A 25278-nucleotide genomic window follows, 5' to 3' on the forward strand; every position below is an offset into this window, starting at 1 on the left:
TGGAGACTGCCCATGATCACCCGCCGCCCCCTGCTTCTCCTGCCGGCCCTGCTGCCTGGCCTCGCCGCGGCCCAGGGCGCCGAGCTGGGCACTGCCGCCCGGCCGGTCCGCGTCGGCGTCACCCAGGGCGTGCATGCCGAGACCTTCGAGAAGGTGCGGGAGAGGCTGGGCGCCCAGGGCTTCGCCACCCGTGCCGTGGAATTCGGCGATTTCATCCAGCCCAATGCGGCGCTGCAGGCGGGCGACCTGGACGCCAACGCCTATCAGCATTTGCCCTTCCTGGAGGCGCAGATCGCCCAGCGCCGCTACGATTTCGTCGCGGTGGGCAAGACGGTGCTGACGCTGATGGGCGTCTTCTCCCGCAAGCATGCCAGCATCGCCGCGCTGCCGCAGAATGGCCGCATCGCCATCCCCAACGACCCGACCAATGGCGGCCGCGCCCTGCTGCTGCTGGCCGAGGCCGGCGCCTTCAGGCTGCGCCCCGGCGTCGATCACCGCGCGACCATCGCCGACATCACGGAGAACCCGAAGCGGCTGCGCATCGTGGAGCTGGAGGCGGCCTCCATCGTCCGCGCGCTGGAGGATGTGGACGCCGCCGCCATCACCGGCAATTTCGCCGTGCCGGCCGGGCTGAACCCGCTGCAGGACGCGCTGGCGCGGGAGAATGAGCAGAGCGTCTATACCTGCCTCGTCGTGGTGCGCCGGGCGGATGCGGAAACGCCCTGGGCGAAGCGGCTGGCGGCGGGGTATCGCGACCCGGCGGTGAAGGAATTCGTCATCGCCCGCTTCGGCGGCGCGGTGATTGCGGGGGGGTGAAGGGGCCCTGCCGATGGGGGCTCCGCCCCCAAACCCCCGGCAGAGGGCGCTGCCCTCCGCACGCCCGCCGGGGCCAGGACCTGGCCCCGGACCCCGGTCCGAGTCCTGCACCCGTGGGTCGAGCCTGCCGACCCTGGAGCGGGATCGCTCGCCGCCCTGGCTCATTGTCTGGTCGCGCGATCGACGGGTTCCGTCGCCTCGACCTCGACCGATCCCGCGTCAGGCCGGGCCTGCGGCGAGCTGTTCCGCATATTCGATCGCCTCGATCAGGCTCGTCTCGCTGGCGATGCCCTTGCCGGCGATGTCGAAGGCCGTGCCGTGATCGACCGAGGTGCGGATCACCGGCAGCCCCAGCGTGATGTTCACGCCGGACAGCGCATCCCACTTGCCCGTCTCGGGATTCACCTGGAAGCCGAGCAGCTTCACCGGGATATGCCCCTGGTCGTGATACATCGCCACCACCGCGTCGAACTGGCCGGCGCGCAGCTTGACGAAGACGGTGTCGCCCGGGACCGGACCCGTCACATGCAGGCCGTCCGCCACCGCCCGGGCGATGGTCGGCGCCACCACCTCGCTATCCTGCCGGCCGAACAGCCCGCCCTCGCCGGCATGCGGGTTCAGCGCCGCGACGGCGATATGCGGGCGGGCGATGCCGAGGCGCTTCAGCGCCTCCTGCGTCAAATCCAGCACCAGGCGGATACGCTCCGGCGTCACCCGCTTCGGCACATCCTCCAGCGCCACATGCGTCGTCACATGGCTGACGCGCATATTGCCATGCGCCAGCATCATCACGCTGCCGCGGCGGCCGGTCAGCTCGGCCAGCATCTCGGTATGGCCGGCGTAATGGTAGCCGGCATCGTTCAGCGCCTCCTTGTTCAGCGGCGCCGTCACCAGCGCGGCGACACGGCCGGCCTCGGCCAGGCGCACCCCGCGCTCGATGGCCAGGTAGGCGAAGCGGCCGGCCTCGGGCGAGAGCCGGCCGATGGCGATGGGGGCGCGCTCCTCCCCGGCGGGCAGGAAGGCGAGGCCGGGCCAGTCGCCCTCCGCCGTCACCGCGGGCAGCGCGACCTCGGGCGCGAAACCGGCGCGGGCCGCTTCCAGCGCGCTGCCATGGCCGATGACCAGCAGCTTCAGCGCGCCGCTTTCCAGCCGCGGCGCCAGGGCGCGGCAGGCCTTGACGATGATCTCGGGGCCGATCCCGGCGGGGTCGCCCATGGTGATGGCCAGGTGGCGGGTCATGCCTCGATGCTCCCGGGGAGGTTGGTGGCCAGCAGGTCGCGCCACAGCGCCGCCTCCCCGAAAGCGCCGGATTTGGCGACGACGTCAAGCCCGTCCCAGCGCCCGCCCTGCAGGCGGGAGCGGGGGACGCCCGGCTGCACCAGCCCATGCGCCAGCAGCCCGGCGGCGCCGAGGGCGGCGCAGACGGCCATGAGGGTTTCGCCGCCCGCCACCAGCAGCGTGCCGGGGCGGGGCAGGGCGGGCAGCAGGGCGGCGAAGTCTGTGGCGATGCGGGCGGCGGCGGCGGCCCGGCTTGTGCCGGCGGGCAGTTCCAGGCTGACCAGCGCGGCGCCGCGTCCGGCCAATTGCGCGGCGATGCGCGGGGCGTCTGCGGCGGCGCGGATCGGCGCCCAGGCCGGGCCGCAGGCGGCAAGCTGCCGGGCGGTGGCGGGCTGGTCGGAGCCGAAAAGGCCGAGCACGGGGGCCTGAAGCCGGGTGCAGGGGGCGACCCGCGCCGCCCCCGCCAGGGCCCGGGCCAGCCCGCCGCTGCCGCACCACAGCACCGGGCCGGGGGCGGCGCGGCCCAGCGCCACGATGCGGTCCAGCTCCGCCTCGCTCTCGGCATCGAACCAGAGGAGGCCGGGGGGCAGCGGGGCGTCCAGCCGGCCGGGGAGGAGATCCAGCCCCTCCGCCGCCCAGCCCGGCATGGGGATCGGCGCCCAGCCGCCGTCCGGCGTGCCGGCGAAGACCTGGCCGCTCCGGGCGATGCGGCGCTGCGCCGGGAAGGCGGGGGCGACGATGGCATGGCGCCAGGCGCCGATCGCCCAGCAGGCAGCCAGCTCCGCCGCCACCTGGCCGCGCAGCAGGCTGTCCAGCTTGCGATAGGCGATATCGGCGCCGGCGAGGGACGGGGCCAGGGCGCGCATGGCGGCGATCGCCGCCTCGCGGGAGGCTTCCCTGGTGGCGGAGGAAAGGGCGAGGCTGCCCGCCGGCGCCGCCCCGTCCCAGCGCACCGGCACCGGGCCGCACAGGGCGGAAAGCTCCGCCGCGGTGTCCAGCGCGCCGGTCAGGTCGTCGGCCAGCAGGCGCAGGACGGGGCGGGGAAGGCCGATGGCCGGGGCCGCGCCCTCGATCCCCGGCCCGGCCGGGGCGGATGGCCCGGCCGGCTGCCCGTTCCGCGGCGGCGCTGCGTTGGCCAAAGGCTGCCCCTGGCTCGGCGTGCATCCTCGGATGGCAGCCGGCGCCGCCCGGCCTGCGAGGGTTGCCAGTTGGCGGCCCGCAGCTTGGACCCGCTGGTCCGGAACTTCCATCCGGGGTCCGGGGACCGCGCCAATCCCCATCCTACCGCGCCGTCACCAGCAGCCCCAGCCGCTGCTGCACCGCCGCCGGCCCCTGGGCCGTGATCGCCTGCATCTCCGTCAGCGGCACCGGGCCCGGCGGCCGCAGCACCAGCTCCACCTCCTGCGCCTGGCCGCGCAGGAAGCGCTGCGCCGCCTCGAGCGACGGGGCCAGGGCGCCGCGCCCCTCCGGCCCCAGCGCCTGCGCCGCCATATTGGCGTATTGCTCCCGCAGCCTGGCCTCGGGCACGCGCTGGCGCCGCGCCTGGTCGGCCAGCAGCCTGGCGTAGAGGGACTGGTCCAGATAGCTCAGCCGCGCCCCGAGCAGGCGCAGGCGCTCGGCATTCTCCGCCATCCGCGCCGGATCCGGGTTCACCCCGTCCATCTGCACGGAAAGCCCGAGCCCGCCGATTCCCCGCGCCGCGATGGTGAAGGAGGTGAGGTCCAGCCGCTCCGCCGCCGGCTCCAGCCGCGCCTCCAGGACGATCTCGCCCTGGATCTCGGTGGCGCCGAAGCGGCGCATCCAGGGGGTCATGGCGGGGATCTCGCCCAGGGTGATGTCCCGCAGCGCCAGCCGCCCCGCCTGCACCCCGGCATCCGGCGCATCGGCCGAAAGCCGGAAGCTGCCGAGGCCGCCCAGGCGCTGCCCGCCAAGGGAGACGGCGAGGTCGTCCAGCTCCATCGCCACCGCATTGGCCGGCGTCGGCGGCGGGCGGCGGTCGATCGCCGCCTGCAGGATGGCCGGCAGGTCATAGCCGTCCAGCGCCAGCCGGCCGAGCCGCACCCGGTCCACCACCCCGGCGGTGGGGGTCAGCACGTCGAGGCCGGCAAGGCTGAACCGGCCGGGCCGGCCTTCTGCCCAGCCCTCCAGCCGCAGCTCCTCCAGCGAGACCGGGATTTCCCCCTGCACCGCCAGCGCTTCGAGCACCAGCCGGTCGAGGCCGAGATCGCCCGGGGCGAGGCTGACGCCCGGGGCCGGGCGGCGCAGCCGGAAGCCTTCCAGGGTCAGCCGGCCGAGCATGGCCGGCGGGCTGCCGGCCAGGGTGAGGCCGGTGGCGACCAGCCGGCCGACCCGGTCCTCTGCCACCCCTTCCAGCAGCATCTCCTCCACCTCGACGCGGGCATCGCCGCGGCTGAGGGTGACGCCGGCGAGGCGGGTGGGGCCGCCGGCCTCGGCCGGGGGGATGGCCTCGCGGTAGGTCAGGCTGACCTCCGCCCCGAGCATGGCGTGCAGCCGGCGCACGGCATCCGGCGCATCCGCCGGCAGGGGGGCGGCCGCCCGGGGCGCGGGGGGCTGGGACGCGTCGGGCTGGCGCTTGCCCGTCTGCGGGCCGCCCGGTGCGGTGCCGCCCGCCTGGGGGGCAGGGGGCTGGGACGCGTCGGGCCGAGGCTTGCCTGTCTGCGGCCCGCCCGGTGCGGCGCCGCCGGCCTGGGGGACAGGGGGCTGGGACGCGTCGGGCTGGGGCTTGCCCGTCTGCGGGCCGCCCGGTGTGGCGCCGCCGGCCTGGGGGGCAGGGGGCTGGGACGGGTCGGGCTGGGGCTTGCCCGTCTGCGGCACGCCCGGTGCGGCGCCGCCGGCCTGGGGCGCAGGGGGCTGGGACGCGTCGGGCTGGAGCTTGCCTGCCTCTGGCCCGCCCGGTGCGGTGCCGCCCGCCTGGGGCGCCGGGGCGCTGCCCGGCGGCGGAGCGGCGAATTTATCCGGAACGATGGCCGGCGGCGCCGGGGTAGCCGGCGGCGCGCCGGAGAATTTGTCGGGAAGCGGCGCCGGGGCCGGCGCGCTCGGGGCGGGCTTGCCGCTGCCCGGCGGGGCGGCGGGCGGCCCGACGAGCGGCGATTTGCCCTGCGCCAAAGCGAGGCCGGCGCCCAGGCCGGCCGCGACCAGCCCCGCCGCGGCCACGCCCATCGCCCTACGGGTTACGTCCCGGGTCACGCCTCGCCGCATGCCATCCTCCATGAGCCGGGCATCCTATCAACGAAAGGCGGCGGCCGCAGGCCCTCGATCCGCCCCGCGGCCGATCGCCGCGACGCCGGCCACGATCCGGCCGTGCCGGGCCACGCCGCGCGGTCGGCCGCGCCGAGGCCGCGCCGAGTTTGCTCTGGCGTGGCGGCGGGCGCTTGCCCATCTTGCGGCCATGAGCAACCTGCCCGACCGGCCCGGCCGCTCCGCCGCCGTCGCCGCCTTCCTGCAGCAGGTGGAACGGCTGCCGCAGGTCAAGCCTGCCAGCGGCCGGCGGGGGCGGCTGATCTTCGCCATCGACGCCACCGCCTCCCGCCAACCGAGCTGGGACCGCGCCTGCCAGCTCCAGGGGGAGATGTTCCAGGCGACGCGGGAGCTGGGCGGGCTGGAGGTGCAGCTCGCCTATTACCGCGGCTACCAGGAATTCGCCGCGACCCCCTTCCTCACCGATGCCGCGGAGCTGACGCGGCGGATGGCCGGGGTGCAATGCCTGGGCGGGCAGACCCAGATCCAGCGCGTGCTGGCGCATGCGCTGGCGGAGACGGGCAAGGCGCGGGTGAACGCCCTGGTTTTCGTCGGCGATGCGGTGGAGGAGCCGGTGGACCCGCTCTGCCACGCCGCCGGCCGGCTGGGGCTGAGCGGCACGCCGGTATTCTGCTTCCATGAGGGCGGGGATGCCCGGGCGGGGCAGGCGCTGCGGCAGATCGCCAAGGTCTCGGGCGGCGCCTATGCGGTGTTCGATGCCGGCAGCGCGGAGGCGCTGCGGGCGCTGCTCAGGGCCGTCGCGGTCTATGCCGCGGGCGGGCGGGCAGCGCTGGCGCGGCTGCCGGGGGGCGCGGCCTCCGGCATCGCGGGGCAGTTGCCGGCGCCGAAGGGCCAGGGGTAGGGCGGATGCTCTGGCTGGCCCTCGGGGCGGCGACGCTGCTGGTGCTGCTGCTGCTGGCGCAGGGCCTTGCCCGGGCGCGGGTGGAGACCATCCGGAACGTCGCGCTCGGGGCGGCGGCAGCGCTGGCGCTTGGCCTGGTGGTGCTGGTGCTGCTCAGCGGGCGGGCGACGAGCGTGCTCTGGAGCCTGCTGATGTTCGCCCCGGTGCTGTGGCCGCGGCTGCGCGGCTGGTGGGCGAATTGGCGCTTCCGCCAGCGCCCCGGCGCGGGGGAGGGCGAAAGCCGGGTGGAGACCGCGACGCTGGTGATGCGGGTGATGCTGGCGAGCGGGGAGATGAGCGGCCGGGTGGTCCGCGGGCCGCAGAAGGGGCGGGAGCTGGCGGAGCTGGGCCTGGCGGAGCTGCTGGCGCTGCTGGCCGATTGCCGTGCGGCGGATCCGGAAAGCGTGCCGCTGCTGGAGGCCTGGCTGGACCGGGTGGCGCCGGCGTGGCGGGAGGCGGAGGCCGGCGCGCCGCCGCCCCTGGGCGGGAAGATGACGCGGGCGGAGGCGCTGGAGGTGCTGGGGCTGGCGGAGGGCGCGGGCGAGGCGGAGATCCGCGCGGCGCACCGGCGGCTGATGCGCGGGGCGCATCCGGACCAGGGCGGCAGCGACTGGCTGGCCGCGCGAATCAACCAGGCGCGGGACGTGCTGCTGGGGTAGGGGAAGATCGGCGGCTTTGCCCGTTGCACGCAATGCCTCCAACCGCCGGGAAGATACTCCCCCCGACCCTGGTCTGAGTTCCGACACGATGGTTGAACCTGCCGACTCACACCGGGGTCCGGGGGGTGGTCCACCCCCCGGCGGGGGTGCAGGGGGCAGCGCCCCCTGCCGGGGGCTTACGGGGGGCGAAACCCCCGATCGCTTTCAGCCCAGCAACGCCATCAGCGTCCCGACCCCCGGCGCCGCTTCCAGCGCGCGGATCGCCGCGATCTGCGCCGGCGCCCGCTCGGCGAAGCCGCCGAGGGCGGCGTTGTCCAGGTATTTCGCGTCCAGCGCCGCCTCGCTCAGCGGGTTGGCCTCGCTGCCGCGCGGGTCGGTCACCAGCGTCTCCGCCAGGGTGCCGTCGGCGTAGCGCACCGTCACCCGCGCGGCGCCGCGGGGCAGCTCGGCATCCAGCTTCGCCGTCACCTTGCCGCGGAATTCGGCCAGCACCGGGTCGTCCACCGCCGGCTGCTCGAATTCCGGCACGCCGGCGCGGCCCCGCACCAGGCCGAGCGCCGCGGCGTGGTGGATGCTGACCCGGGCATCGCGGTTGTTGCGCACCACCCGGTCGCCACGCGCCAGCAGCAGCGCATCGCCCGCCACTTCCACCGCCTCGATCGCCTCGGGCGGCGCCGGGCGCGCCTCGCGCAGCGCCAGGCAGGCATCGACCACCGCGTGGAAGACGATGCCGGCGGGGTAGGGCTTGTAGGTGGTGCGGGCGATCTCCCAGCTTTCGCCGAGGCCCTCGGTGATGGAGGCCATGTCCGGCGCGTCGCCCATGGCGCGGGCCCAGCCGAGCGGGCCCTCGATGGCGGCCGGCGCCGCCTCGTACCCCGCCTCCGCCAGCAGGGCGGCGAAGAGGCCGAGCCGCGCCGCATTGCCCACCGAGACGTTCTTCGCCGCGCTCGGCAGGTTCTCCACATTGCCGGCCGATTGGCTGGAGGCGATGCCGAGGGCGTGCCAGCACTGGGTGGCGGAAAGCCCCAGCAGCTTCGCCGCTGCCGCCGCCGCGCCGAAGGCGCCGCAGGTGGAGGTGATGTGCCAGCCCCGCGCGTAATGCCCGGGCGAGACGGCGTTGCCGATGCGGCATTCCACCTCGCCGCCCAGCAGGAAGGCGTGCAGTACCTGGGCGCCGGAAAGGCCGCGCTGCTCGGCCAGCGCCAGGCAGACCGGGGCGACCGGCGCGGCGGGGTGGATGACGGTGTTCAGATGGGTGTCGTCATAGTCCAGCAGATTGCCGGCGATGGCGTTGACGAAGGCGGCGCCCATCGCATCCAGCTTCACTCCCTGGCCATAGACCGTGGCGGCCGGCCGGGCGGAGAGGCCGCGCATGACGCCGAGGGCGGTGAGCACCGCCGGGTCCTTGGCCACGCCCAGGGCGCAGCCGACATGGTTGAGGATGGAGCGCACCCCCTCCTGCCGCAGGGCGGGGGGGATGGCGGCCCAGTCCGAGCCGGCGATGAAGCGGCCGAGCAATTCCCCGGCATAAGGCTGAGCCATGCGAATCCTTCCCCTTGTCCCGGGGCCGCTGATGCCCCGCGCCATTGCTGTTCGGCCGGTTGCGTCCCGGCCGCCTGTCCGGCCGGCCGTGTCCCGCCGCCTGCGGGCCCGGGGGGCGGGCGGTCCCGCCGGTCCCGCCGCGGGAGACTACTGCGCCTTGACGATCAGGCCATCCTTTGCCGCCTGGGCCCAGCGGGCATCCTCGGCGCGCAGCAGGGCGGCGAAGTCGGCGGCGCCGAGCGGGGCGAGATCGGCGCCGGTGGCGGCGAGCTTCGCGCGGATGGCCGGGTCCCGCAGCACGGCGGCCACCGCGTCCTGCATGCGGGTGACGATGGCGGGGGCGATGCCGGCCGGCGCCAGCATGCCGTACCAGCCGGCGAATTCGTAGCCGGCGATGCCGGCCTCGGCCAGGGTCGGCACTTCCGGCAGCATGGCGCTGCGCGTCGCGGTGGTGACGCCGAGCGCCCGGATGCGCCCGGCCTGGAGATGCGGCAGGGCGGCGACGGTGCTGTTCCAGCTCGTCGGCAGATGGCCGGCGATCAGGTCGTTCATCATCGGCCCGGCGCCGCGATAGGCGATTTCCACCATCTCGATGGCCGCCAGCCGGCAGAACAAATTGCCGGCATAGGAGATGGCGGCGTCGGTGGTGCCGAAGCCGATGCTGCGCGGCTGCGCCCTGGCGGCCGCCACCAGCTCCCCGGCGGTCTTCCAGGGCGTGCCGCCATGCACCGCCAGCAGCATGGGGAAGCGGGAGAGGAGGGTGACGGGGGTGAAGTCGCGGTCCGTCCGGTAGGGCAGGGAGGGCATCACATAGGGGTTCAGGCTGTGGCTGCCGGTATCGACCAGGAAGACCTGGCCGTCCGGCTCCGACCGCGCCACGGCTTCCGAGCCGATGGAGCCATTGGCGCCGGCGCGGTTCTCCACCAGCACGGGCTGGCCGAGGAGGGGGCGGAGGCCCTCGGCCAGGGCGCGGGTGAAGACATCCGTGCCGCCGCCGGCGGCGTAGGGGACGAGGAGGCGGACCGGGCGCTGCGGCCAGGAGGGCTGCGCCTGGGATTGCGCGAGCGCCGGGGTCGCAAGGCTGGCGAGCAGCAGGGTACGGCGGGCGAGGGGCATGGGGCGTTTCCGGTTGGGCTTGGCGCGATCATCCGGGATCGGCGCCCCGTGTAAAGGCGGCCGCGGCGAACTCAGGGCGGGGTCCGGGGGAAGCCTTCCCCCCCGGCGGGGTGCAGGGGGCAGAGCCCCCTGCCGGGGGTTCCGGGGGGAAAGCCCCCGTTTGCGGCCCGGGTGGTCCAGGCTAGCCTGCGCGCCATGGATTCCTCCCAGGGCTTGCGCGGCCGCCTCGCGCTCATCACCGGCGCCACGGGCGGCATCGGCCTGGCCTGCGCCGAGGCGCTGGCCGCCGAAGGCTGCGGCATCGAGCTGCACGGGCTGGAGGAGAACGGCCCCGCCCTGGCCGCCGATCTCGCCGCGCGCTTCGGCGTGGCCTGCCGCTACCATCTGCTGGACCTCGCCACCCCGGCGGGGGTGGCGGCGCTGGCCGCGGCGGCGGGCGAGCCCGACATCCTGGTCAACAACGCCGTCACCCGCAGCTTCGGCCCGGTGGAGCGGACCAGCCGGGCTGAATGGGACCGCGACCTGGCGGTGAACCTTTCCGCCGGGTTCCAGCTCATCTCCCTCGCCTTGCCGGCGATGCGGCGGCGGGATTGGGGGCGGATCGTCAACATGTCCTCGATCTATGGCCGCATCGGCACGCCCAACCGGCTCAGCTACGTCACCAGCAAGACCGCGCTGCTCGGCCTGACCCGCGGCGTGGCGCTGGAGACGGCGGGCACCGGCATCACCTGCAACGCGATCATCCCGGGCACCACCCTGACGCCGAACATCGCCGGGCGGCTGCGCGCCGCCGCCGCGGCCTCCGGCCGGGACGAGGCGGAAGAGGCGCGGCATTTCCTCGGCACGCGGCAGCCGACGGGGCGGTTCATCGAGGCTTCGGCCATCGGCGCCATGGTCGCCTTCCTGTGCGGCCCGGCCGGCCGCGACATCACCGGGGCCGAGCTGCCGATGGATGGCGGCTGGTCCATCGCCTGAGGATTGCCTGAAGATGCGCCGCCGTCGCCTGCTTGCCGCCCTGCCCCTGCTGCCGCTGCCGGCCCTGGCGCAGGGATTCCCGTCGCGGCCGCTGCGGCTGATCGTCACCTGGCCGCCGGGCGGCACGGCGGACATCCTGGCGCGGCAGCTCCAGCCGCAGCTCATGGCGAGGCTGGGCCAGCCGGTGGTGGTGGAGAATCGCGGCGGGGCTTCCGGCGCCATCGGCGCGGTGGAGATGGCGCGCGCGCCGGCGGACGGCCACACCTTCGGCATGGTGACGAGCACCGTCATCTCGGCGGCGCTGCTGGGCCGCCAGGCCTATGACCCGGTGCGGGACCTGACGCCCATCCTGAACCTGGCGCGCGTCGCCAACATCCTGGCGGTGAACAAGTCGCTGCCGGTGCGCACGGTGCCGGAGCTGATCGCCTATGCCAGGGCGCGGCCGGGGCAGCTCAGCTTCGGTTCGCCGGGGATCGGCTCGGCGGTGCATATCTCGGGCGAGATGTTCAAGCTGGCCGCCGGGGTGGACATGGTGCACGTGCCCTATCGCGGCGGCGGGCCGGCGCTGGCGGATCTGGTCAGCGGGCATGTGCAGCTCATGTTCGGCAATGCCAGCTCCACCTTGCCGTTCGTGCGGGATGGCTCGCTGCGGGCGGTGGCGGTCACCTCCGCCAATCGCGCGCCCTATCTGCCGGAGCTGCCGACGATCGCGGAGGCGGCGCTGCCGGGCTTCGCGATCGACGAATGGTATGCGGTGCTGGGGCCGGCGGGGATGGCGGAAGGGCCGGTGAGCCGGCTGAACCAGGTGTTCCAGGAGATCATCACGGAGCCCGCCGAGCGTGCGCGGCTGCTGGAGATGGGGGCCGAGGTGGCGGGCGGCAGCGCGGCGGAATTCCGCGCCTTCTACCTGGCGGAGATGGAGAAGATCGGGGCGGTGGTGAAGGCGGCGAAGATCACGATGGAGTAGTTGGGGGAGGGCTCTGCCCTCCCCCAAGCCCCCACCCGCCAAGGGTCGAAAGGCCCTTGGAACCCTTGAGTCCGGCGCCTCGACCGTCGGGTCCAAATTCATGGTTTCCAAAGGCCCTTCGGCCTTTGGCGGAGGGAGTTTGAGGGAGGCAGAGCCTCCCTCAACACCTTCTTCACATTCTGCCCCCAAGCTCCGCCCTGGCTTGCCAGAACGGAGCCCGCCGTGACCTATCTCTCCGCCATCGCGCTGGACCCCGCCGACCGCACCGTCCGCACCGTGAAGCAGGTGCTGGCCGAGGCGATGCGGGCGGAGATCGACCGCAGCCAGGGCATCTACGCCGTGGAGGGCATGTCCGGCGGCCGCTACCGGCATTTCATCAACCACCTCATCCGCGCCCTGCCGCAGCCGCGCTACCTGGAAGTCGGCTCCTGGATGGGCTCCACCCTCTGCGCCGCCATCCACGGCAACAGCGTGCAGGCGCTGGCCATCGACAATTGGAGCCAGTTCGGCGGGCCGAAACAGGCCTTCCTGGCCAATGTCCAGGCCCACCTGACGCCCGAGGCCCAGGTGGGCTTCCTGGAAGGCGATTTCCGCCAGGTGCCCTTCGCCGCCCTGACCTCGCCCTACAATGTCTACCTGTTCGACGGCCCGCATGCGGAAGCCGACCAGTATGACGGGCTGGTCCGCGCCCTGCCGGCGCTGGCCGAGCTCTTCGTCTTCATCTGCGACGACTGGAATTGGGACCAGGTGCGCCGCGGCACCCATCGCGCCATCGTCGATTCCGGGCTGGAGATGCTCTTCGCCGCGGAGATCCGCACCTCGCTGGACAATTCCCATGGCGAGCCGCGCTTCAAGGAAAGCGACTGGCATAACGGCTACTTCATCTCCGTCCTGCGCAAGCCGCCCGCCTTCGCCCTGCCGGGCTGATCGTCACGCCCGCCTTCCAGGCCCGCTGGGGGAGAAGCCGCCGAAGGACTGATGCCGCCTGACCTCGCCCGGCCGGCGGATGCGGCGGCCCGGCCACGGAGGGGAGCCCCGGCCTGGCCGATGGTGGTGCCGGGGTCCGGCCGCTCGGCCTGGCCGGGATCGGGCCTGGGCAATGGTGTCTCGCCTTCGCCCTGCTGGTGGTCGGCGGCGGGGCGCTGTTCGGCAATGCCGGCGGCAGCGGCAGCGGCCTGGACCCGGATTGACATGCGCCAGAGGTGAAGCGGCAGGCGGCGCGCGGCCCCTTGCCGCCGGGCCGGGGGGCGTATAAGCGCGGGGCCTGGGGCGGCCGGCCGGCAGCCCCGGGGCCGGCCGCGCGCGGCTTGCGCCCCATCCCGATCCCCCGGCCCGCACCAGGCGCCGGGCCAGCCATGCCGGAGGCCGCATGTCCGCCATCGTCGACATCATCGCCCGCGAAGTCCTGGACAGCCGCGGCAACCCGACGGTGGAGGCGGAGGTGGTGCTGGAGAGCGGCGCCGTGGGCCATGCCATCGTCCCCTCCGGCGCCTCCACCGGCGCGCATGAGGCGGTGGAGCTGCGCGACGGCAACAAATCCCGCTACGGCGGCAAGGGCGTGCTGAAGGCGGTCGCCAATATCGAGGGCGAGATCTTCGACGCCCTCTCCGGCATGGACGCCACCGAGCAGCTCCGCATCGACGAGACGATGATCGCGCTGGACGGCACGCCGAACAAGGCGCGGCTCGGCGCCAATGCGCTGCTGGCGGTCTCGCTGGCGGTCGCCAAGGCGGCGGCCGCGCATCAGGACCTGCCGCTGTTCCGCTATGTCGGCGGCGCCTTCGCCCGCACCCTGCCGGTGCCTATGATGAACATCATCAATGGCGGCAAGCATGCGGACAACCCGATCGACATCCAGGAATTCATGATCATGCCGGTCGGCGCCGGCACCATGGCGGATGCGGTGCGGATCGGCTCCGAATGCTTCCAGGCCCTGAAGAAGGGGCTGCACGATGCCGGCCACAACACCAATGTCGGCGATGAGGGCGGCTTCGCCCCGAATATCGGCTCGGCCGACGAGGCGCTGGGCTTCATCGCCAAGGCCTGCGAGACGGCCGGGCACCGCGTCGGCGAGGATGTCCTCCTCGCCCTCGACTGCGCCTCCACCGAGTTCTTCCACGATGGCGTCTACAAGCTGGAAGGCGAGGGCAAGACGCTCGACCAGGCCGGGATGGTCGACTACCTCGCCGCGCTCTGCGCCAAATGGCCGATCATCTCCATCGAGGACGGCATGGCCGAGGATGACTGGGCCGGCTGGAAGCTGCTGACGGAGAAGCTCGGGGGGAAGATCCAGCTCGTCGGCGACGACCTCTTCGTGACCAACACGGCAAGGCTGCGGGAGGGGATCGAGAAGGCGACGGCCAATTCCATCCTGGTGAAGGTGAACCAGATCGGCACCCTGTCCGAGACGCTGGAGGCGGTGGAGACCGCGCATCGCGCCAGCTACACGGCGGTGATGAGCCATCGCTCCGGCGAGACGGAGGACGCGACCATCGCCGATCTCGCCGTCGCGACCAATTGCGGGCAGATCAAGACCGGCTCGCTCAGCCGCTCCGACCGGCTGGCGAAGTACAACCAGCTCATCCGCATCGAGCAGAAGCTGGGCACCGCGGCGCGCTATGCCGGGCGGACCATCCTGAAGCGGTAACCGGGCACGGTCGCCATATTATCCGCAGGAAGCATACGATCCCGCTTGCCAAAAACTGCCGCGCCTGATTCTCTGCGGATCAGGTTGGGGTTGGGGATTCAGGGGTTATGTCCTTCGGCCAGGCGCTGAAGCGGAAGGCGCGGGAAGCGCTGCTGCCGCTCGGCTTCGCGGCGCTTTGCGGCTATTTCGCCTGGCACTCCATCCATGGCGAATTCGGCACGCTGGCGCGGGAGCAGCGGCAGAAGGATGTCGCGGCGGCGCGCGAGGTGCTGGCCCGCGCCATGGAGGAGCGGGACCGGATCGAGCGCCGGGTGAACGGGTTGCGCGGGCCGGAGATCGACCGCGACCAGCTCGACGAGCGCGCCCGCACCCTGCTGAACCTGGTCGGCAAGGACGAGCTCGTCATCCCCTACGAGCCGGGGCGGCGGTTGTATTAGTTCCTCACGACGTCGCTGTGCGACGCCGCGGGGACGCCTTCTCCCCACGACGCCGCTGCGCGGCGCCGCGGGGGGGCCGGCTTGGCTGCAAGGCCGAACGCCTCGCACAGCCTGAAGCGGCGAAGCCGCTTCAGGGCAACGGGCGGCGTGGTCGCGCGAGGCCGGCCCGGCGCGCAGGCCGGGCCCGGCCAAGGGCACCTTACTTGCCGTCGCTGAGATGCGCTTCCAGCATCCACAGCTTCTTGTCGATGTCGCGGGACTGGCCGGTCAGCAGGTCGGCGGTATCGGCATCGCCGGCCTCGTCCGTGGTGTCGATGCCGGCGCGCAGCGTCTTCGCCACCGCCGCGTAGCGGTCGGCCAGCGCCGCCACATGGTCCAGCCCGGCATAGAGGTCGGTCGGGTAGGGGGGCAGGCGGGTGCCGCCGGCGATGGTCTGGCTGGTGCCGTTCGCGGTGCCGCCGAGCTGGACGATGCGCTCGGCAATCTCATCCGCCGCCTCGGCCAGGTCGCCGTAGAATTCCTCGAACAGCTTGTGGAGCTGGCCGAAATGCGAGCCCTTCACATTCCAATGCGCCTGCCGCGTGCCGTTGTAGAGGTCCACGGTGTCGTAGAGGCAGCCCTGCAGCACCTCGATCGAGACCTGCTTGGCGTTGCCCGGCACGTCGTTGCGCGTCGGCAGCAGCTCGGCCTTCTTGTCTCCGGATTTCGCCATGGTGTTCTCCTCTTGCTGTCGCCCCAGGATGTAGGGCGATCTCGTTCCAGGGCCAGGGGCCCTTGGTGTTCCGCCGATGCTTGCCATGCGCCAGCGTGGCAGGGCCGCCGCCGCCGCATGACAAAGCCGTGAGAGGCGTCGGCACCTGGCGGGATGCCGGCTGTCCGGCGCATCGCGGGGCCGTTTTCGCGCGCCCGGCTCATCCGGCCCGCAGCGCTTCCATCGCCGCCCCCTTGCCGAACAGGTTCAGCAGAAGCCGTGCCGCCTGGCCCCTCGGCCCGGTCAGGTCGGGGTCTTTCTCCAGCAGCAGGGCGGCGTCGCGATGGGCCATCTGGATCAGCCCGGCCTGCTTCTCCCCCTCCGCCAGGCCAAGGCGGAACGCCTCCGCCCCGCTCTGCCGCGTCCCCAGCGCCTCCCCGCCGCCGCGCAGGCGGAAATCCGCATCGGCGATGGCGAAGCCGTCCTCCGTATCGCGCAGGATCAGCAGCCGTTCCCGGGAGGCAAGGCCCAGCCCCTCATCATACAGAAGCATGCAGTAGCTCTGGCTCGCACCCCGCCCCACCCTGCCGCGCAGCTGGTGGAGCTGGGCGAGGCCGAAGCGGTCGGCATGCTCGACCACCATCACCGTGGCCTCCGGGACATCCACCCCCACCTCGATGACGGTGGTCGCCACCAGCAGCGCCGTGCGGCCGGCGGCGAAGTCGCGCAGCGCCGCCTCCCGGACCTCCGTCTCCTGCCGGCCATGCGCCAGCCCGACCCGGCCGGGGAAATGCGCCTCCAGCTCGGCGAAGCGGGTCTCCACGGCGGCGAGATCGACCAGCTCGCTCTCCGCCACATGCGGGCAGACCCAATAGACGCGGGCGCCGCGCTGCATCGCCCGGGCGATCGCCGCCACCACCTGGTCGAGCTGCCGCAGCCCATGCAGGGTGGTGGTGATCGGCTGCCGCCCGGCCGGCTTCCCGGTCAGCCGGCTGACCGCCATCTCGCCCCATTGGGTCAGCAGCAACGTTCGGGGGATGGGCGTCGCGGTCATCACCAGCATGTCGGCCGGCACATCCTCCCTGGCGCCCTTGTCCGCCAGCAGCAGCCGCTGGGCGACGCCGAAGCGGTGCTGCTCATCCACCACGGCGAGGCCGAGGTCGCGGAAGGCCACGCCTTCCTGGAACAGCGCATGGGTGCCGACGACGATCTGCACCGCGCCGCTGGCGAGGCCCGCCAGCACGCGCTTGCGCTGCGCCCCCTTCACGCTGCCCGCCAGCAGCTCGACGCGCACCCCGGCGGCGGTGCAGAGCCGGTCCAGCGTGCGGATATGCTGCCGCGCCAGGATTTCTGTGGGCGCCATCAGCGCCGCCTGGGCGCCGGATTCCACTGCCCGCAGCATGGCGAGCACCGCGACCAGCGTCTTGCCGGCGCCGACATCGCCCTGCAGCAGCCGCAGCATGCGGTGCGGCGCGGCAAGGTCGGCATCGATCTCCGCCAGGGCCTCGGCCTGGGAGGGGGTGAGGGGATGGCCGAAGGCGGCCAGCGCCTTGTCCCGCAACTCCCCCGTGCCGGCCATGGCCCGGCCTGGCAGCACCCGCGCCCGGCGGCGGACCAGGGCCAGGGCGAGCTGCCCGGCCAGCACCTCGTCATAGGCCAGGCGGGCGCGGCCGCCAGGGGGCGGGGCCTCGCCAGCGGGGGCCTGCACCTCGCGCAGCGCGGCGGCGAAGCCCGGCCAGGACTCCCGCCGCAGCAGCGCGGCATCCAGCCATTCGGCAAAATCCGGCAGCAGCGCCAGCGCCTCCCGCATCGCCCGGGCGACATGGCGGAGGGTCAGCCCCTTCACCAGCGGCCAGACCGGCTCCAGCTCCGGCAGGCCTTCCGGCCCGGTGGCGGAAAGCGGGTTCACCATGGAAAACGCATTGCCCTCCGCGCTGACCTTGCCGGCCAGCAGCCGTTCGGTGCCTTCGGGCAGAAGCTGCCGCAGCCACTCGGCGCGGCCATTGATGTAGCGCAGAAACAGGCGCTTCCCCTCCGACTCGCAGCGGAATTCCACATAGGGCCGGCCGGCGCGGGACCGGGCGAGGCGCATCGGCCCGATCAGGGCGGGCAGGATCACTTCCTGGTCCGGCGGCGCCGCGTCCGGGCCGCGGATGCGCAGCCGCCGTGCATAGCGTTCCGGCAGGTGGAAGAGCAGATCCAGCACGGTCCTGCCGCCCACCGCCTCCGCCAGCCGCTTCGCCGTCACCGGGCCAAGGCCGGGCAGGCTGGCCAGGGGCTCGGCCAGGCGGGCGAGGCCGGGATGGGGCGCCGGGGCAGGGCCCGGGGCGGCCGCCGGGCCGGGCGGGAAGGGCAGCCCCTCCTCCGCCGGGCTCATGGCCACCCCTTGGGCCGCCCCCCGCGCTGCCTCATCGGCGCGAACTTCGGAAGGACGCAGGAACGGCAAAGAGGAAGATCGGGGGCTCTGCCCCCGAACCCCCGCCGGGGACCGGACCGGTCCCCGGACCCCGGTCCGAGTCTTGGACCCGACGTTTGAACCTGCCGACTCACACCGGGGTCCCGGCGGGAGTGCAGAGGGCAGCGCCCCCGATGCCCCCCTCGGGGCCATCCGGGACGGCAACCCGGCGGGGGGCTGCCGCGTCGGGCTGACAGGATTCCCATGGGGGCCTATATGCCATCCCGAACGATGCCCGACACCCCCGACCCCCTCGATCCCCGCCGCCGCCGCCTGCTGTTCCGCGCCCGTCATCGCGGCACCAGGGAGGCCGATCTGATGATCGGCGCCTTCACCGAGCGCCATATCGCCGGCTTCACCGCGGCGGAGCTGGAGGAGCTGGAGGCGGTGCTGGAATTCCCCGATGTGGATCTGGCCGATTGGCTCTCCGGCCGCCGGCCGATCCCGGCCGAATGCCGCACGCCAATGCTGGACCGGATGGCGGTGGAATGCGCCGCGCCGGGGGCGGGGTTGCCAGAGAGCCTGCGCCGCGGATGAGCGAGGTGCTGACCGCGCCGGGCCTGGTCGTCCACGGCGCGCCGGAGGGGTTCGACGCGCTGCTGCTGACGCGGCGCCGGGCGGAGACCGAGGCGCCCGTCCTGCATGTCTGCCGCGACGATGCCCGCACCGCCCGGCTGGCGGAGGCGCTGGGCTTCTTCGCGCCCGGGGTGGAGGTGCTGCGCTTCCCCGCCTGGGACTGCCTGCCCTATGACCGCGTCTCGCCCAACCCGGAGATCGTCGCCGAGCGCGTCGCCACCCTGACCCGGCTGCTGGAGCCGGGCGCGCGGCCGCGCATCCTGCTGACCACGGTGAACGCCCTGGTGCAGAAGGTGCCGCCGCGGGCAGCCTTCGCCGGCGCCACCATGGTGCTGAAGAAGGGCGGGCGGGTCAGGCCGGAGGCGCTGACCGCCTTCCTCGAGACCAATGGCTATGGCCGCACCGGCACGGTGATGGAGCCTGGCGAGTACGCCGTGCGCGGCGGCATCATCGATCTGTTCCCGGCGGGGGAGCACGACCCGATCCGCCTCGACCTGTTCGGCGACGAGATCGAGAGCCTGCGCCGCTTCGACACCGGCACCCAGCGCAGCGGCGAGGCGCTGGAGGAGCTGTGGCTGCGGCCGGTGGGGGAGGTGTTCCTCGACGCCGAGTCGATCGGCCGCTTCCGCAGCGCCTATGTCGATCTGTTCGGCGCGGCGGCGACGGAGGACCCGCTTTACGTCTCGGTCAGCGCCGGGCGGAAGCATCCCGGCATGGAGCACTGGGCCGGGCTGTTCCATGCGGCGATGGAGACGCTGCTGGACTACGTCCCCGGCGCCTCCGTCAGCCTGGACCACCAGGCGGAGGATGTGCTCACCGCGCGGCTGGAGATGATCGCCGACCATTACGAGGCGCGGCGGCATCCGGTGCGGGCGGAGGGGGAGGTGCCCTACCGGCCGGCGCCGCCGGGGCGGCTGTACCTGACCCGGGCGGGCTGGGACCGGATGCTCGCGGGCGGGCCGCTCTTCCGCTTCTCGCCCTTCGCCCAGCCGGAGGGGGCGGAGGGGATCGATGCCGGCGGGCGGCCGGGGCGGCTGTTCACCGAGGCGCGGGCGGCGGGGCAGAACGTCTTCACCGCCTATGCCGAGCATGCCGCGGCGATGGTGGAAAGCGGCCGCCGGCCGGTTCTGGCGGCCTGGACCCGCGGCTCCCGCGAGCGGCTGGCGAACCTGCTGCGAGAGAACCGCGTCGCCGCCCAGCCGGTCGAGAGCTTTTCCGAATTGGCGAAGCTGCCCTCCGGCGTCGTCGGGCTGGCGGTGGTGGGGCTGGAACGCGGCTTTCTGGCGCCGAAGGAAGCCACCGGGGCCGGGTTCGGGCTGTCCGTCGTCGGCGAGCAGGATCTGCTAGGCGAGCGCATCGCCCGGCCGCCGCGGCGGCGCAAGCGCGCCGACCAGTTCATCGCCGATGCCACGGGCATCGAGCAGGGCGACCTGGTGGTGCATGCCGATCACGGCATCGGCCGCTATGACGGGCTCGAGACCATCGAGGTGAATGGCGCGCCGCATGACTGCCTGCGGCTGATCTACGACGGCGGCGACAAGCTGTTCCTGCCGGTCGAGAATATCGAGGTGCTGTCGCGCTTCGGCACCGAGACGGCCGGTGTCGCGCTGGACAAGCTCGGCGGGACGAGCTGGCAGAACCGCAAGGCCAAGGCCAAGCAGCGCATCCAGGACATGGCCGGCCAGCTCATCCGCATCGCTGCCGAGCGGCAATTGCGGGAGGGGCAGACGGCGACGCCGCCGGAAGGCGCCTGGGACGAATTCTGCGCCCGCTTCCCCTTCGCCGAGACCGAGGACCAGCAGCGCGCCATCAGCGACGTGCTGGAAGACCTGGCGAGCGGGCGGCCGATGGACCGCCTGATCTGCGGCGATGTCGGCTTCGGCAAGACGGAGATCGCGCTGCGTGCCGCCTTCGTCGTCGCCATGGCGGGGCTGCAGGTGGCGGTGGTGGTGCCGACGACGCTGCTGGCGCGGCAGCATTTCCGCACCTTCCAGACGCGCTTCGCAGGGCTGCCGGTGAAGATCGGCCAGCTCTCCCGGCTGGTGACGGCGAAGGAGGCGGCGCAGGTCAAGGCCGGGCTCGCCGATGGCTCCATCAACATCGTCGTCGGCACCCATGCGCTGCTGGGCAAGGGGGTGGAGTTCGCCGGGCTCGGCCTCGTCATCGTCGATGAGGAGCAGCATTTCGGCGTGGCGCACAAGGAGAAGCTGAAGGCGCTGAAGACCGATGTGCATGTCCTGACCCTGACCGCGACGCCGATTCCGCGCACCTTGCAACTCGCGCTGACCGGGGTGCGGGAGATGAGCGTGATTGCGACGCCGCCGGTGGACCGGCTGGCGGTGCGCACCTTCATCATGCCCTGGGATGGCGTGGTGCTGCGCGAGGCGATCCAGCGCGAGCGCTTCCGCGGCGGGCAGATCTTCTGCGTGGTGCCGCGGCTGGAAGACATGCCGAAGGTAGCGGAAAGGCTGCGGGAGATCGTGCCGGAGGCGCGGATCGTCGAGGCGCATGGGCAGATGGCGCCGACGCATCTGGAAAAGGTGATGACGGAGTTCGGCGACGGCAAGCATGACGTCCTGCTGGCGACCAACATCGTCGAGAGCGGCCTCGACATGCCGGCGGTGAACACGCTGATCATCCACCGGGCCGACATGTTCGGCCTGGCGCAGCTCTACCAGCTTCGCGGGCGCGTTGGACGGGGCAAGCAGCGGGGCTATGCCTACCTGACCTGGCCGGCGGCGCACCGGCTGAGCGCGGCGGCGCAGAAGCGGCTGGAGGTGATGCAGACGCTGGACAATCTCGGCGCCGGCTTCACCCTCGCCTCGCACGACCTCGATATCCGCGGCGCCGGCAATCTGCTGGGCGACGAGCAGAGCGGGCATATCCGCGAGGTGGGCATCGAGCTGTATCAGCAGATGCTGGAAGACGCGGTGGCCGATCTGCGGGCGGGGCAGGGGCGGAAGAAGAAGAGCGAGGCGGATTACGCCCGCGACTTCACGCCGAACATCAATCTCGGCCTGCCGGTGCTGATCCCGGAGGAGTATGTGCGCGACCTGCCGGTGCGGCTGGGGCTGTACCGGCGGATCGGCGCCCTGGCCAGCGAGGCGGAGATCGAGGCGATGGCGGCAGAACTCGCCGACCGCTTCGGGCCGGTGCCGGAGGAGGTGGAGAACCTGCTGCAGGTGGTGGCTATCAAGGCGCTGTGCCGGGCGGCGGCGGTGGAGAAGCTGGATGCCGGGCCGAAGGGCATCGTGCTGGGCTTCTTCCGCAACCAGCCGCGCAACCCGGGCGCGCTGGTGCAGTGGGTGGCGGCGCAGAAGGGGCTGGTGAAGCTGCGGCCGGACCACAAGCTGGCGCTGCTGAAGGAGATGGAGCTGCCGCAGCGCATCCGCGTGGCGAAGGAGCTGGTGGGGGCGATCGCGAAGCTTTCCGGGGTGGCGAAGGCGGCGTGAACCGACCGTGCCGAGAGGGGCTTTGCCCCTCCGGGTTGGACGCAGGTGCGTCCAACCCCCACCAAAGGCCGAAGGGTCTTTGGAAACCATAGGTTTGGACGCGGGAATTGCCGGCGCAAGGAGCTGGCCGACGCCGCCCGGCGATCGCCGCCAGCCGCCGGCTTCCCGACAGGAAGGACGGTCAGAAACGCCGCCATGTGAAGGTCCGCCGAGACTGCGGTGCCCACGCGCGCGTCTCGGATGGACGGGTGACTTGGCACTCAGGTGCGGCCGGGACATGCAGAAGAGAAAACGGCTGCCGGAGAGTGGCTTGCCGCCATCTCCGGCTTTGCTACCGCGTGCCGAACATCCGGTCGCCGGCATCGCCCAGGCCGGGGACGATGTAGCCGTGCTCGTTCAGCCGCTCATCCACCGCGGCGGTCCAGATCGGCACGTCCGGGTGTACGCCGTGGAAGCGCTCCACGCCTTCCGGCGCGGCCAGCAGGCAGACCAGGCGCAGCTCATGGCAGCCGCGCTCCTTCAGCCGGTCCACCGCGGCGACGGCGCTGTTGGCGGTGGCCAGCATCGGGTCCAGCACGATCACCAGCCGCTCCGCCACATCCGGCGGCGCCTTGAAGTAGTACTCCACCGCCTGCAGCGTTTCCGGGTCCCGGTACAGCCCGATATGCGCGACGCGCGCGCTCGGCACCAGATCCAGCATGCCGTCCAGGAAGCCGACGCCGGCCCGCAGGATGGGCGCGAAAACCAATTTCTTTCCCGCCAGCCGCGGTGCCTTCATCGGCGCCAGCGGCGTTTCGATCTCCACCTCCTCCAGCGGCAGGTCGCGCGTCACCTCATAGGCCAGCAGCATGCCGATCTCGTTCAGCAGCCGGCGGAAGCCCTGGGTCGAGCGTTCCTCCTGCCGCATCAGGGTCAGCTTGTGCTGCACCAACGGGTGCTTCACGACGTGCAATTGCCGCATCTCAGACTCCTGGTTTCCAAAGGCCTTCGGCCTTTGGCGGATAGGGTTTGGGGAAGGCAGAGCCTTCCCCAAAGGGTCTCAGAACAGCGTGCCGTCAGAAATGACCTTCAGCGGCGGCCCGCCATCCTCGCGCTTCCCGGCCGCCAGTTTGCGCCCTGCCCACCAGGTGCCGCCTTCCAGCACCCGCGCCAGCGGGAAGTCCCGCAGCCCGAGGCGTTCGCGGACGAGGGGGGCGATGGCGTCCAGCAGCGCCACGGTCAGCGCCCGCCAGCCGACGATCAACAGATCGCCCGGCTGGTGGTCGCGCATATTGGCTTCCGGGTCTTCCGGCGAGATCACGCCGGCATCCAGGAACAGCCCGCCATTGCGGTACTCGGCCAGCCCCGTCAGCGCGTCCAGCCCCACCACCGCGTGGCCGGCGGCGGCGAGCGGCTCCACCAGGGAATAGGCCAGCCATTGGGAGAGCTTGTGGAAGGGGATCAGCCCCGCCGTCTCGTCGGCGCGATGGATGCCCGGATGGCGCCAGCAATCGCCCAAAGGCACGCCTTCCAACCATTCCCGTCCCGGCCAGATCGGCCCCAGATGCCGCAGCAGCGCGATGAGGATGGCGCGCGCCGGCACCTCGCCGCCGGCGGCCAGCAGGTCGAACAGCCCGCCAGGCCGGGCGCTGTCCGCCCGGGCGAACACCTCCGGCGCGGCCAGCGCCACCTCGCCCAGCCGGCGCAGCAGGGCGGCGCGGCCTTCCAGGCCGATCAGCGGATTGGCCTCGTTCACCTGGAAGCCGAGGGCCAGCTCCGCCTCGGTGATCCGCGCCAGCCGGGCGGCATCGGCGCGGGGCGAGACGCCGTCCTCGGCGAAGAGGCCGGCGGCGAACATGGCGAGGCTCGCCACCGCCAGCCCCTCGGAGCGCGCCAGCACCTGGCCGGTGCCGGTTTCCGTGTAGCGCCAGGCCGCGCCCGCGCCCGCATCCAGCAGCACGGAGATGATCGCCAGATCGAACGCCGACCGCGCCTCGGCGGCAGGGGAGGGGAATTCCGCCAGCGCCCGCAGCGCCGCCCAGCGATCCACGCCCCCCACGGCGAAATGCCGCCAGCGGGCATGGAAGGGCACCTCCAGCGTCGGGTAGCGGCTGCGGATCTCGGCCGCCACCAGCTCGGCGCAGGCCGGCAGCGCCTCCGGATGCACCCGCCAGCCGGGCAGGCGGCCATCCAGCGCCGCGGCGTAGAGCTCCGTGCTCCGTTCCCGCACCGCCTCCGGCGTCAGCAGGCGCCAGGCCAGGGGGCCTTCGAGGGCGCTCACATCTCCCCCAGCGGCCGGCCGGTGGTGGAGAGGTCCACGCTGCCCTCCGGCGCGTAGTAGCCCGCGGCCTTCTTCGCCTCGATCTCTACGCTGGCATCGGGCGGGATGCGGTCCGCGGGGATGGGCACGCGCTCGCCGATCTCGATGCCCTGCTCCACCATCGCGTCATGCTTCATGTTGGACATCGAGACCAGCCGGTGGATCTTGGTGATCCCGAGCCAGTGCAGCACATCCGGCATGAGCTGCTGGAAGCGCGCATCCTGCACGCCGGCGACGCATTCCGTCCGCTCGAAATAGGTGGCGGCCTGGTCGCCGCCCTCCTGCCGCTTGCGGGCGTTGTAGACGAGGAACTTGGTCACCTCGCCCAAAGCGCGGCCTTCCTTGCGGTTATAGACCACGAGGCCGACGCCGCCCTGCTGCGCGGTGCGCACGCATTCCTCGATGCCGTGGATCAGATAGGGCCGGCAGGTGCAGATGTCGGAGCCGAAGACGTCCGAGCCGTTGCACTCGTCATGCACCCGGCAGGTGAGGGGCACGCGGCGGTCGGCCAGGGCCCGCGGCTCGCCGAAGATGTAGACGGAAATGCCGCCGATGGGCGGCAGGAACACTTCAAGGTCAGGCCGCGTCACGAGTTCGGGATACATGCCGCCGGTCTGCTCGAAGAGGGTGCGGCGCAGCTCATGCTCCTTCACCTTGAAGCGCTCCGCGATGCCGGGCAGCCACCAGACGGGGTCCACCGCCGCCTTGGTCACGGAAACGTCGCCGCCGGGGTGCAGCACGCGGCCGTCCGGCGTGAGGCGGCCGGCGGCCATCTCGGCATTCAGCTCGGCCAGGTTCAGCCGCGCCTTGGTGATGGCGATGGAGGGGCGGATATCGATCCCCTCGGCGATCGCCTCGGCGAAGAGCTCCGCCGCCAGATGCCCCCAGGGGTCCAGGGAGACGATCTTCCCCGGCTGCTTCCATTGCGGATAGGGACCGATCTCCGCCACCGGATGGGTATTCGCCAGATCCGGCCGCTGCAGCGGCGAGAGCGTGCCGGAAGACACAGCCAGCGCCCGGTACAGGGAGTAGGACCCGCCATGGGTGCCGATGACGTTGCGGTCGGCCGGCCGGGTGACGGAGCCGATGATCGGCCCGCGCAGCCCGGGCTCGGCCGCGCCCCAGCGGAGCCGCCAGCGCTGGGCCTGGGGCTCGGGGTGGGAGGTGAGGCGGATGTGCCGTGGCGAATTGAGGCTCATGCGTTCCCGC

The 25278-nt window shown here is 72.9% G+C and carries 20 protein-coding genes; 10 read left to right on the plus strand and 10 right to left on the minus strand.

All coding sequences use genetic code 11. The features are described 5' to 3' along the window. Positions 1–12: 12 nt before the first annotated feature. Positions 13–816: a MetQ/NlpA family ABC transporter substrate-binding protein gene (locus tag E5N76_RS01285; RefSeq protein WP_149535485.1), complete on the plus strand. Its 804-nt coding sequence runs from the start codon at positions 13–15 to the stop codon at positions 814–816. Positions 817–1035: 219 nt separating this feature from the next. On the opposite strand, the gene pdxA is transcribed toward E5N76_RS01285, so the two are convergent. From pdxA to E5N76_RS01300, 3 genes are all read right to left on the minus strand, one after another. After that, the gene (gene pdxA, locus E5N76_RS01290; RefSeq protein WP_149535486.1) at positions 1036–2055 is read right to left on the minus strand and encodes a 4-hydroxythreonine-4-phosphate dehydrogenase PdxA; all 1020 of its coding nucleotides are present in this window, start codon (positions 2053–2055) and stop codon (positions 1036–1038) included. Then, positions 2052–3233 carry a four-carbon acid sugar kinase family protein gene (locus E5N76_RS01295; protein ID WP_207791827.1) on the minus strand — a complete coding sequence of 394 codons (1182 nt, stop codon included), beginning with the start codon at positions 3231–3233 and terminating at the stop codon, positions 2052–2054. Before E5N76_RS01295 ends, pdxA begins: the two co-directional genes overlap by 4 nt. A 142-nt stretch (positions 3234–3375) precedes the next feature. After that, the gene (locus E5N76_RS01300; RefSeq protein WP_149535488.1) at positions 3376–5301 is read right to left on the minus strand and encodes a proline-rich domain-containing protein; all 1926 of its coding nucleotides are present in this window, start codon (positions 5299–5301) and stop codon (positions 3376–3378) included. Between the two features lie 202 nt (positions 5302–5503). On the opposite strand from E5N76_RS01300, the gene E5N76_RS01305 reads away from it, so the two are divergent. Further along, entirely contained in the window at positions 5504–6214 is a 711-nt protein-coding gene (locus tag E5N76_RS01305) for a vWA domain-containing protein (protein WP_149535489.1), read from the plus strand. Positions 6215–6219: 5 nt separating this feature from the next. Then, a complete protein-coding gene (locus E5N76_RS01310; protein WP_149535490.1) occupies positions 6220–6912 on the plus strand; it encodes a J domain-containing protein in 693 nt (230 codons plus the stop codon). Positions 6913–7116: 204 nt separating this feature from the next. Here E5N76_RS01310 and E5N76_RS01315 read toward each other — a convergent pair whose 3' ends face one another. Next, a complete protein-coding gene (locus E5N76_RS01315) occupies positions 7117–8454 on the minus strand; it encodes an MmgE/PrpD family protein (protein ID WP_149535491.1) in 1338 nt (445 codons plus the stop codon). A 147-nt stretch (positions 8455–8601) separates the two neighbouring features. After that, positions 8602–9570, minus strand: coding sequence for a Bug family tripartite tricarboxylate transporter substrate binding protein (locus tag E5N76_RS01320; protein WP_149535492.1), 969 nt, complete (start codon positions 9568–9570; stop codon positions 8602–8604). A gap of 195 nt (positions 9571–9765) precedes the next feature. On the opposite strand from E5N76_RS01320, the gene E5N76_RS01325 reads away from it, so the two are divergent. From E5N76_RS01325 to E5N76_RS01345, 5 genes are all read left to right on the plus strand, one after another. Next, positions 9766–10545 carry an SDR family oxidoreductase gene (locus E5N76_RS01325; RefSeq protein WP_149535493.1) on the plus strand — a complete coding sequence of 260 codons (780 nt, stop codon included), beginning with the start codon at positions 9766–9768 and terminating at the stop codon, positions 10543–10545. A 13-nt stretch (positions 10546–10558) separates the two neighbouring features. Then, positions 10559–11512 (plus strand): tripartite tricarboxylate transporter substrate binding protein, encoded by a 954-nt coding sequence (locus tag E5N76_RS01330; protein ID WP_187829903.1) that lies wholly within the window; start codon positions 10559–10561, stop codon positions 11510–11512. A gap of 222 nt (positions 11513–11734) precedes the next feature. Then, a complete protein-coding gene (locus E5N76_RS01335; protein ID WP_149535495.1) occupies positions 11735–12439 on the plus strand; it encodes a class I SAM-dependent methyltransferase in 705 nt (234 codons plus the stop codon). A gap of 442 nt (positions 12440–12881) precedes the next feature. Next, on the plus strand, positions 12882–14159 hold the full coding sequence (gene eno / locus E5N76_RS01340; protein ID WP_149535496.1) for a phosphopyruvate hydratase: 1278 nt from the start codon (positions 12882–12884) through the stop codon (positions 14157–14159). A 107-nt stretch (positions 14160–14266) separates the two neighbouring features. Beyond that, a complete protein-coding gene (locus E5N76_RS01345; RefSeq protein ID WP_149535497.1) occupies positions 14267–14596 on the plus strand; it encodes an FtsB family cell division protein in 330 nt (109 codons plus the stop codon). Positions 14597–14795: 199 nt separating this feature from the next. Here the strand turns inward: E5N76_RS01345 and dps are convergent, their stop codons facing one another. Together dps and recG are read right to left on the minus strand one after the other, a co-directional pair. Further along, on the minus strand, positions 14796–15308 hold the full coding sequence (gene dps / locus E5N76_RS01350) for a DNA starvation/stationary phase protection protein Dps (RefSeq protein WP_149535498.1): 513 nt from the start codon (positions 15306–15308) through the stop codon (positions 14796–14798). 199 nt (positions 15309–15507) lie between these two features. Next, positions 15508–17664 carry an ATP-dependent DNA helicase RecG gene (gene recG / locus E5N76_RS01355; RefSeq protein ID WP_149535499.1) on the minus strand — a complete coding sequence of 719 codons (2157 nt, stop codon included), beginning with the start codon at positions 17662–17664 and terminating at the stop codon, positions 15508–15510. 309 nt (positions 17665–17973) lie between these two features. Between recG and E5N76_RS01360 the strand changes: the two genes are divergently transcribed. Next, entirely contained in the window at positions 17974–18279 is a 306-nt protein-coding gene (locus tag E5N76_RS01360) for an FAD assembly factor SdhE (RefSeq protein WP_149535500.1), read from the plus strand. Continuing rightward, positions 18276–21770: a transcription-repair coupling factor gene (gene mfd, locus E5N76_RS01365; protein WP_149535501.1), complete on the plus strand. Its 3495-nt coding sequence runs from the start codon at positions 18276–18278 to the stop codon at positions 21768–21770. Before E5N76_RS01360 ends, mfd begins: the two co-directional genes overlap by 4 nt. 331 nt (positions 21771–22101) lie before the next feature. Here mfd and upp read toward each other — a convergent pair whose 3' ends face one another. From upp to E5N76_RS01380, 3 genes are all read right to left on the minus strand, one after another. Continuing rightward, complete coding sequence (upp, locus tag E5N76_RS01370) at positions 22102–22731, minus strand: uracil phosphoribosyltransferase (protein WP_149535502.1); 630 nt, start codon at positions 22729–22731, stop codon at positions 22102–22104. A 78-nt stretch (positions 22732–22809) separates the two neighbouring features. Continuing rightward, the gene (locus tag E5N76_RS01375; protein ID WP_149535503.1) at positions 22810–24030 is read right to left on the minus strand and encodes a URC4/urg3 family protein; all 1221 of its coding nucleotides are present in this window, start codon (positions 24028–24030) and stop codon (positions 22810–22812) included. Next, positions 24027–25268, minus strand: coding sequence for a GTP cyclohydrolase II (locus E5N76_RS01380; protein ID WP_149535504.1), 1242 nt, complete (start codon positions 25266–25268; stop codon positions 24027–24029). Before E5N76_RS01380 ends, E5N76_RS01375 begins: the two co-directional genes overlap by 4 nt. Positions 25269–25278: the final 10 nt, after the last annotated feature.

It is taken from the genome of Siccirubricoccus phaeus (genome assembly GCF_008360935.1).
Lineage (GTDB): Bacteria > Pseudomonadota > Alphaproteobacteria > Acetobacterales > Acetobacteraceae > Siccirubricoccus > Siccirubricoccus phaeus.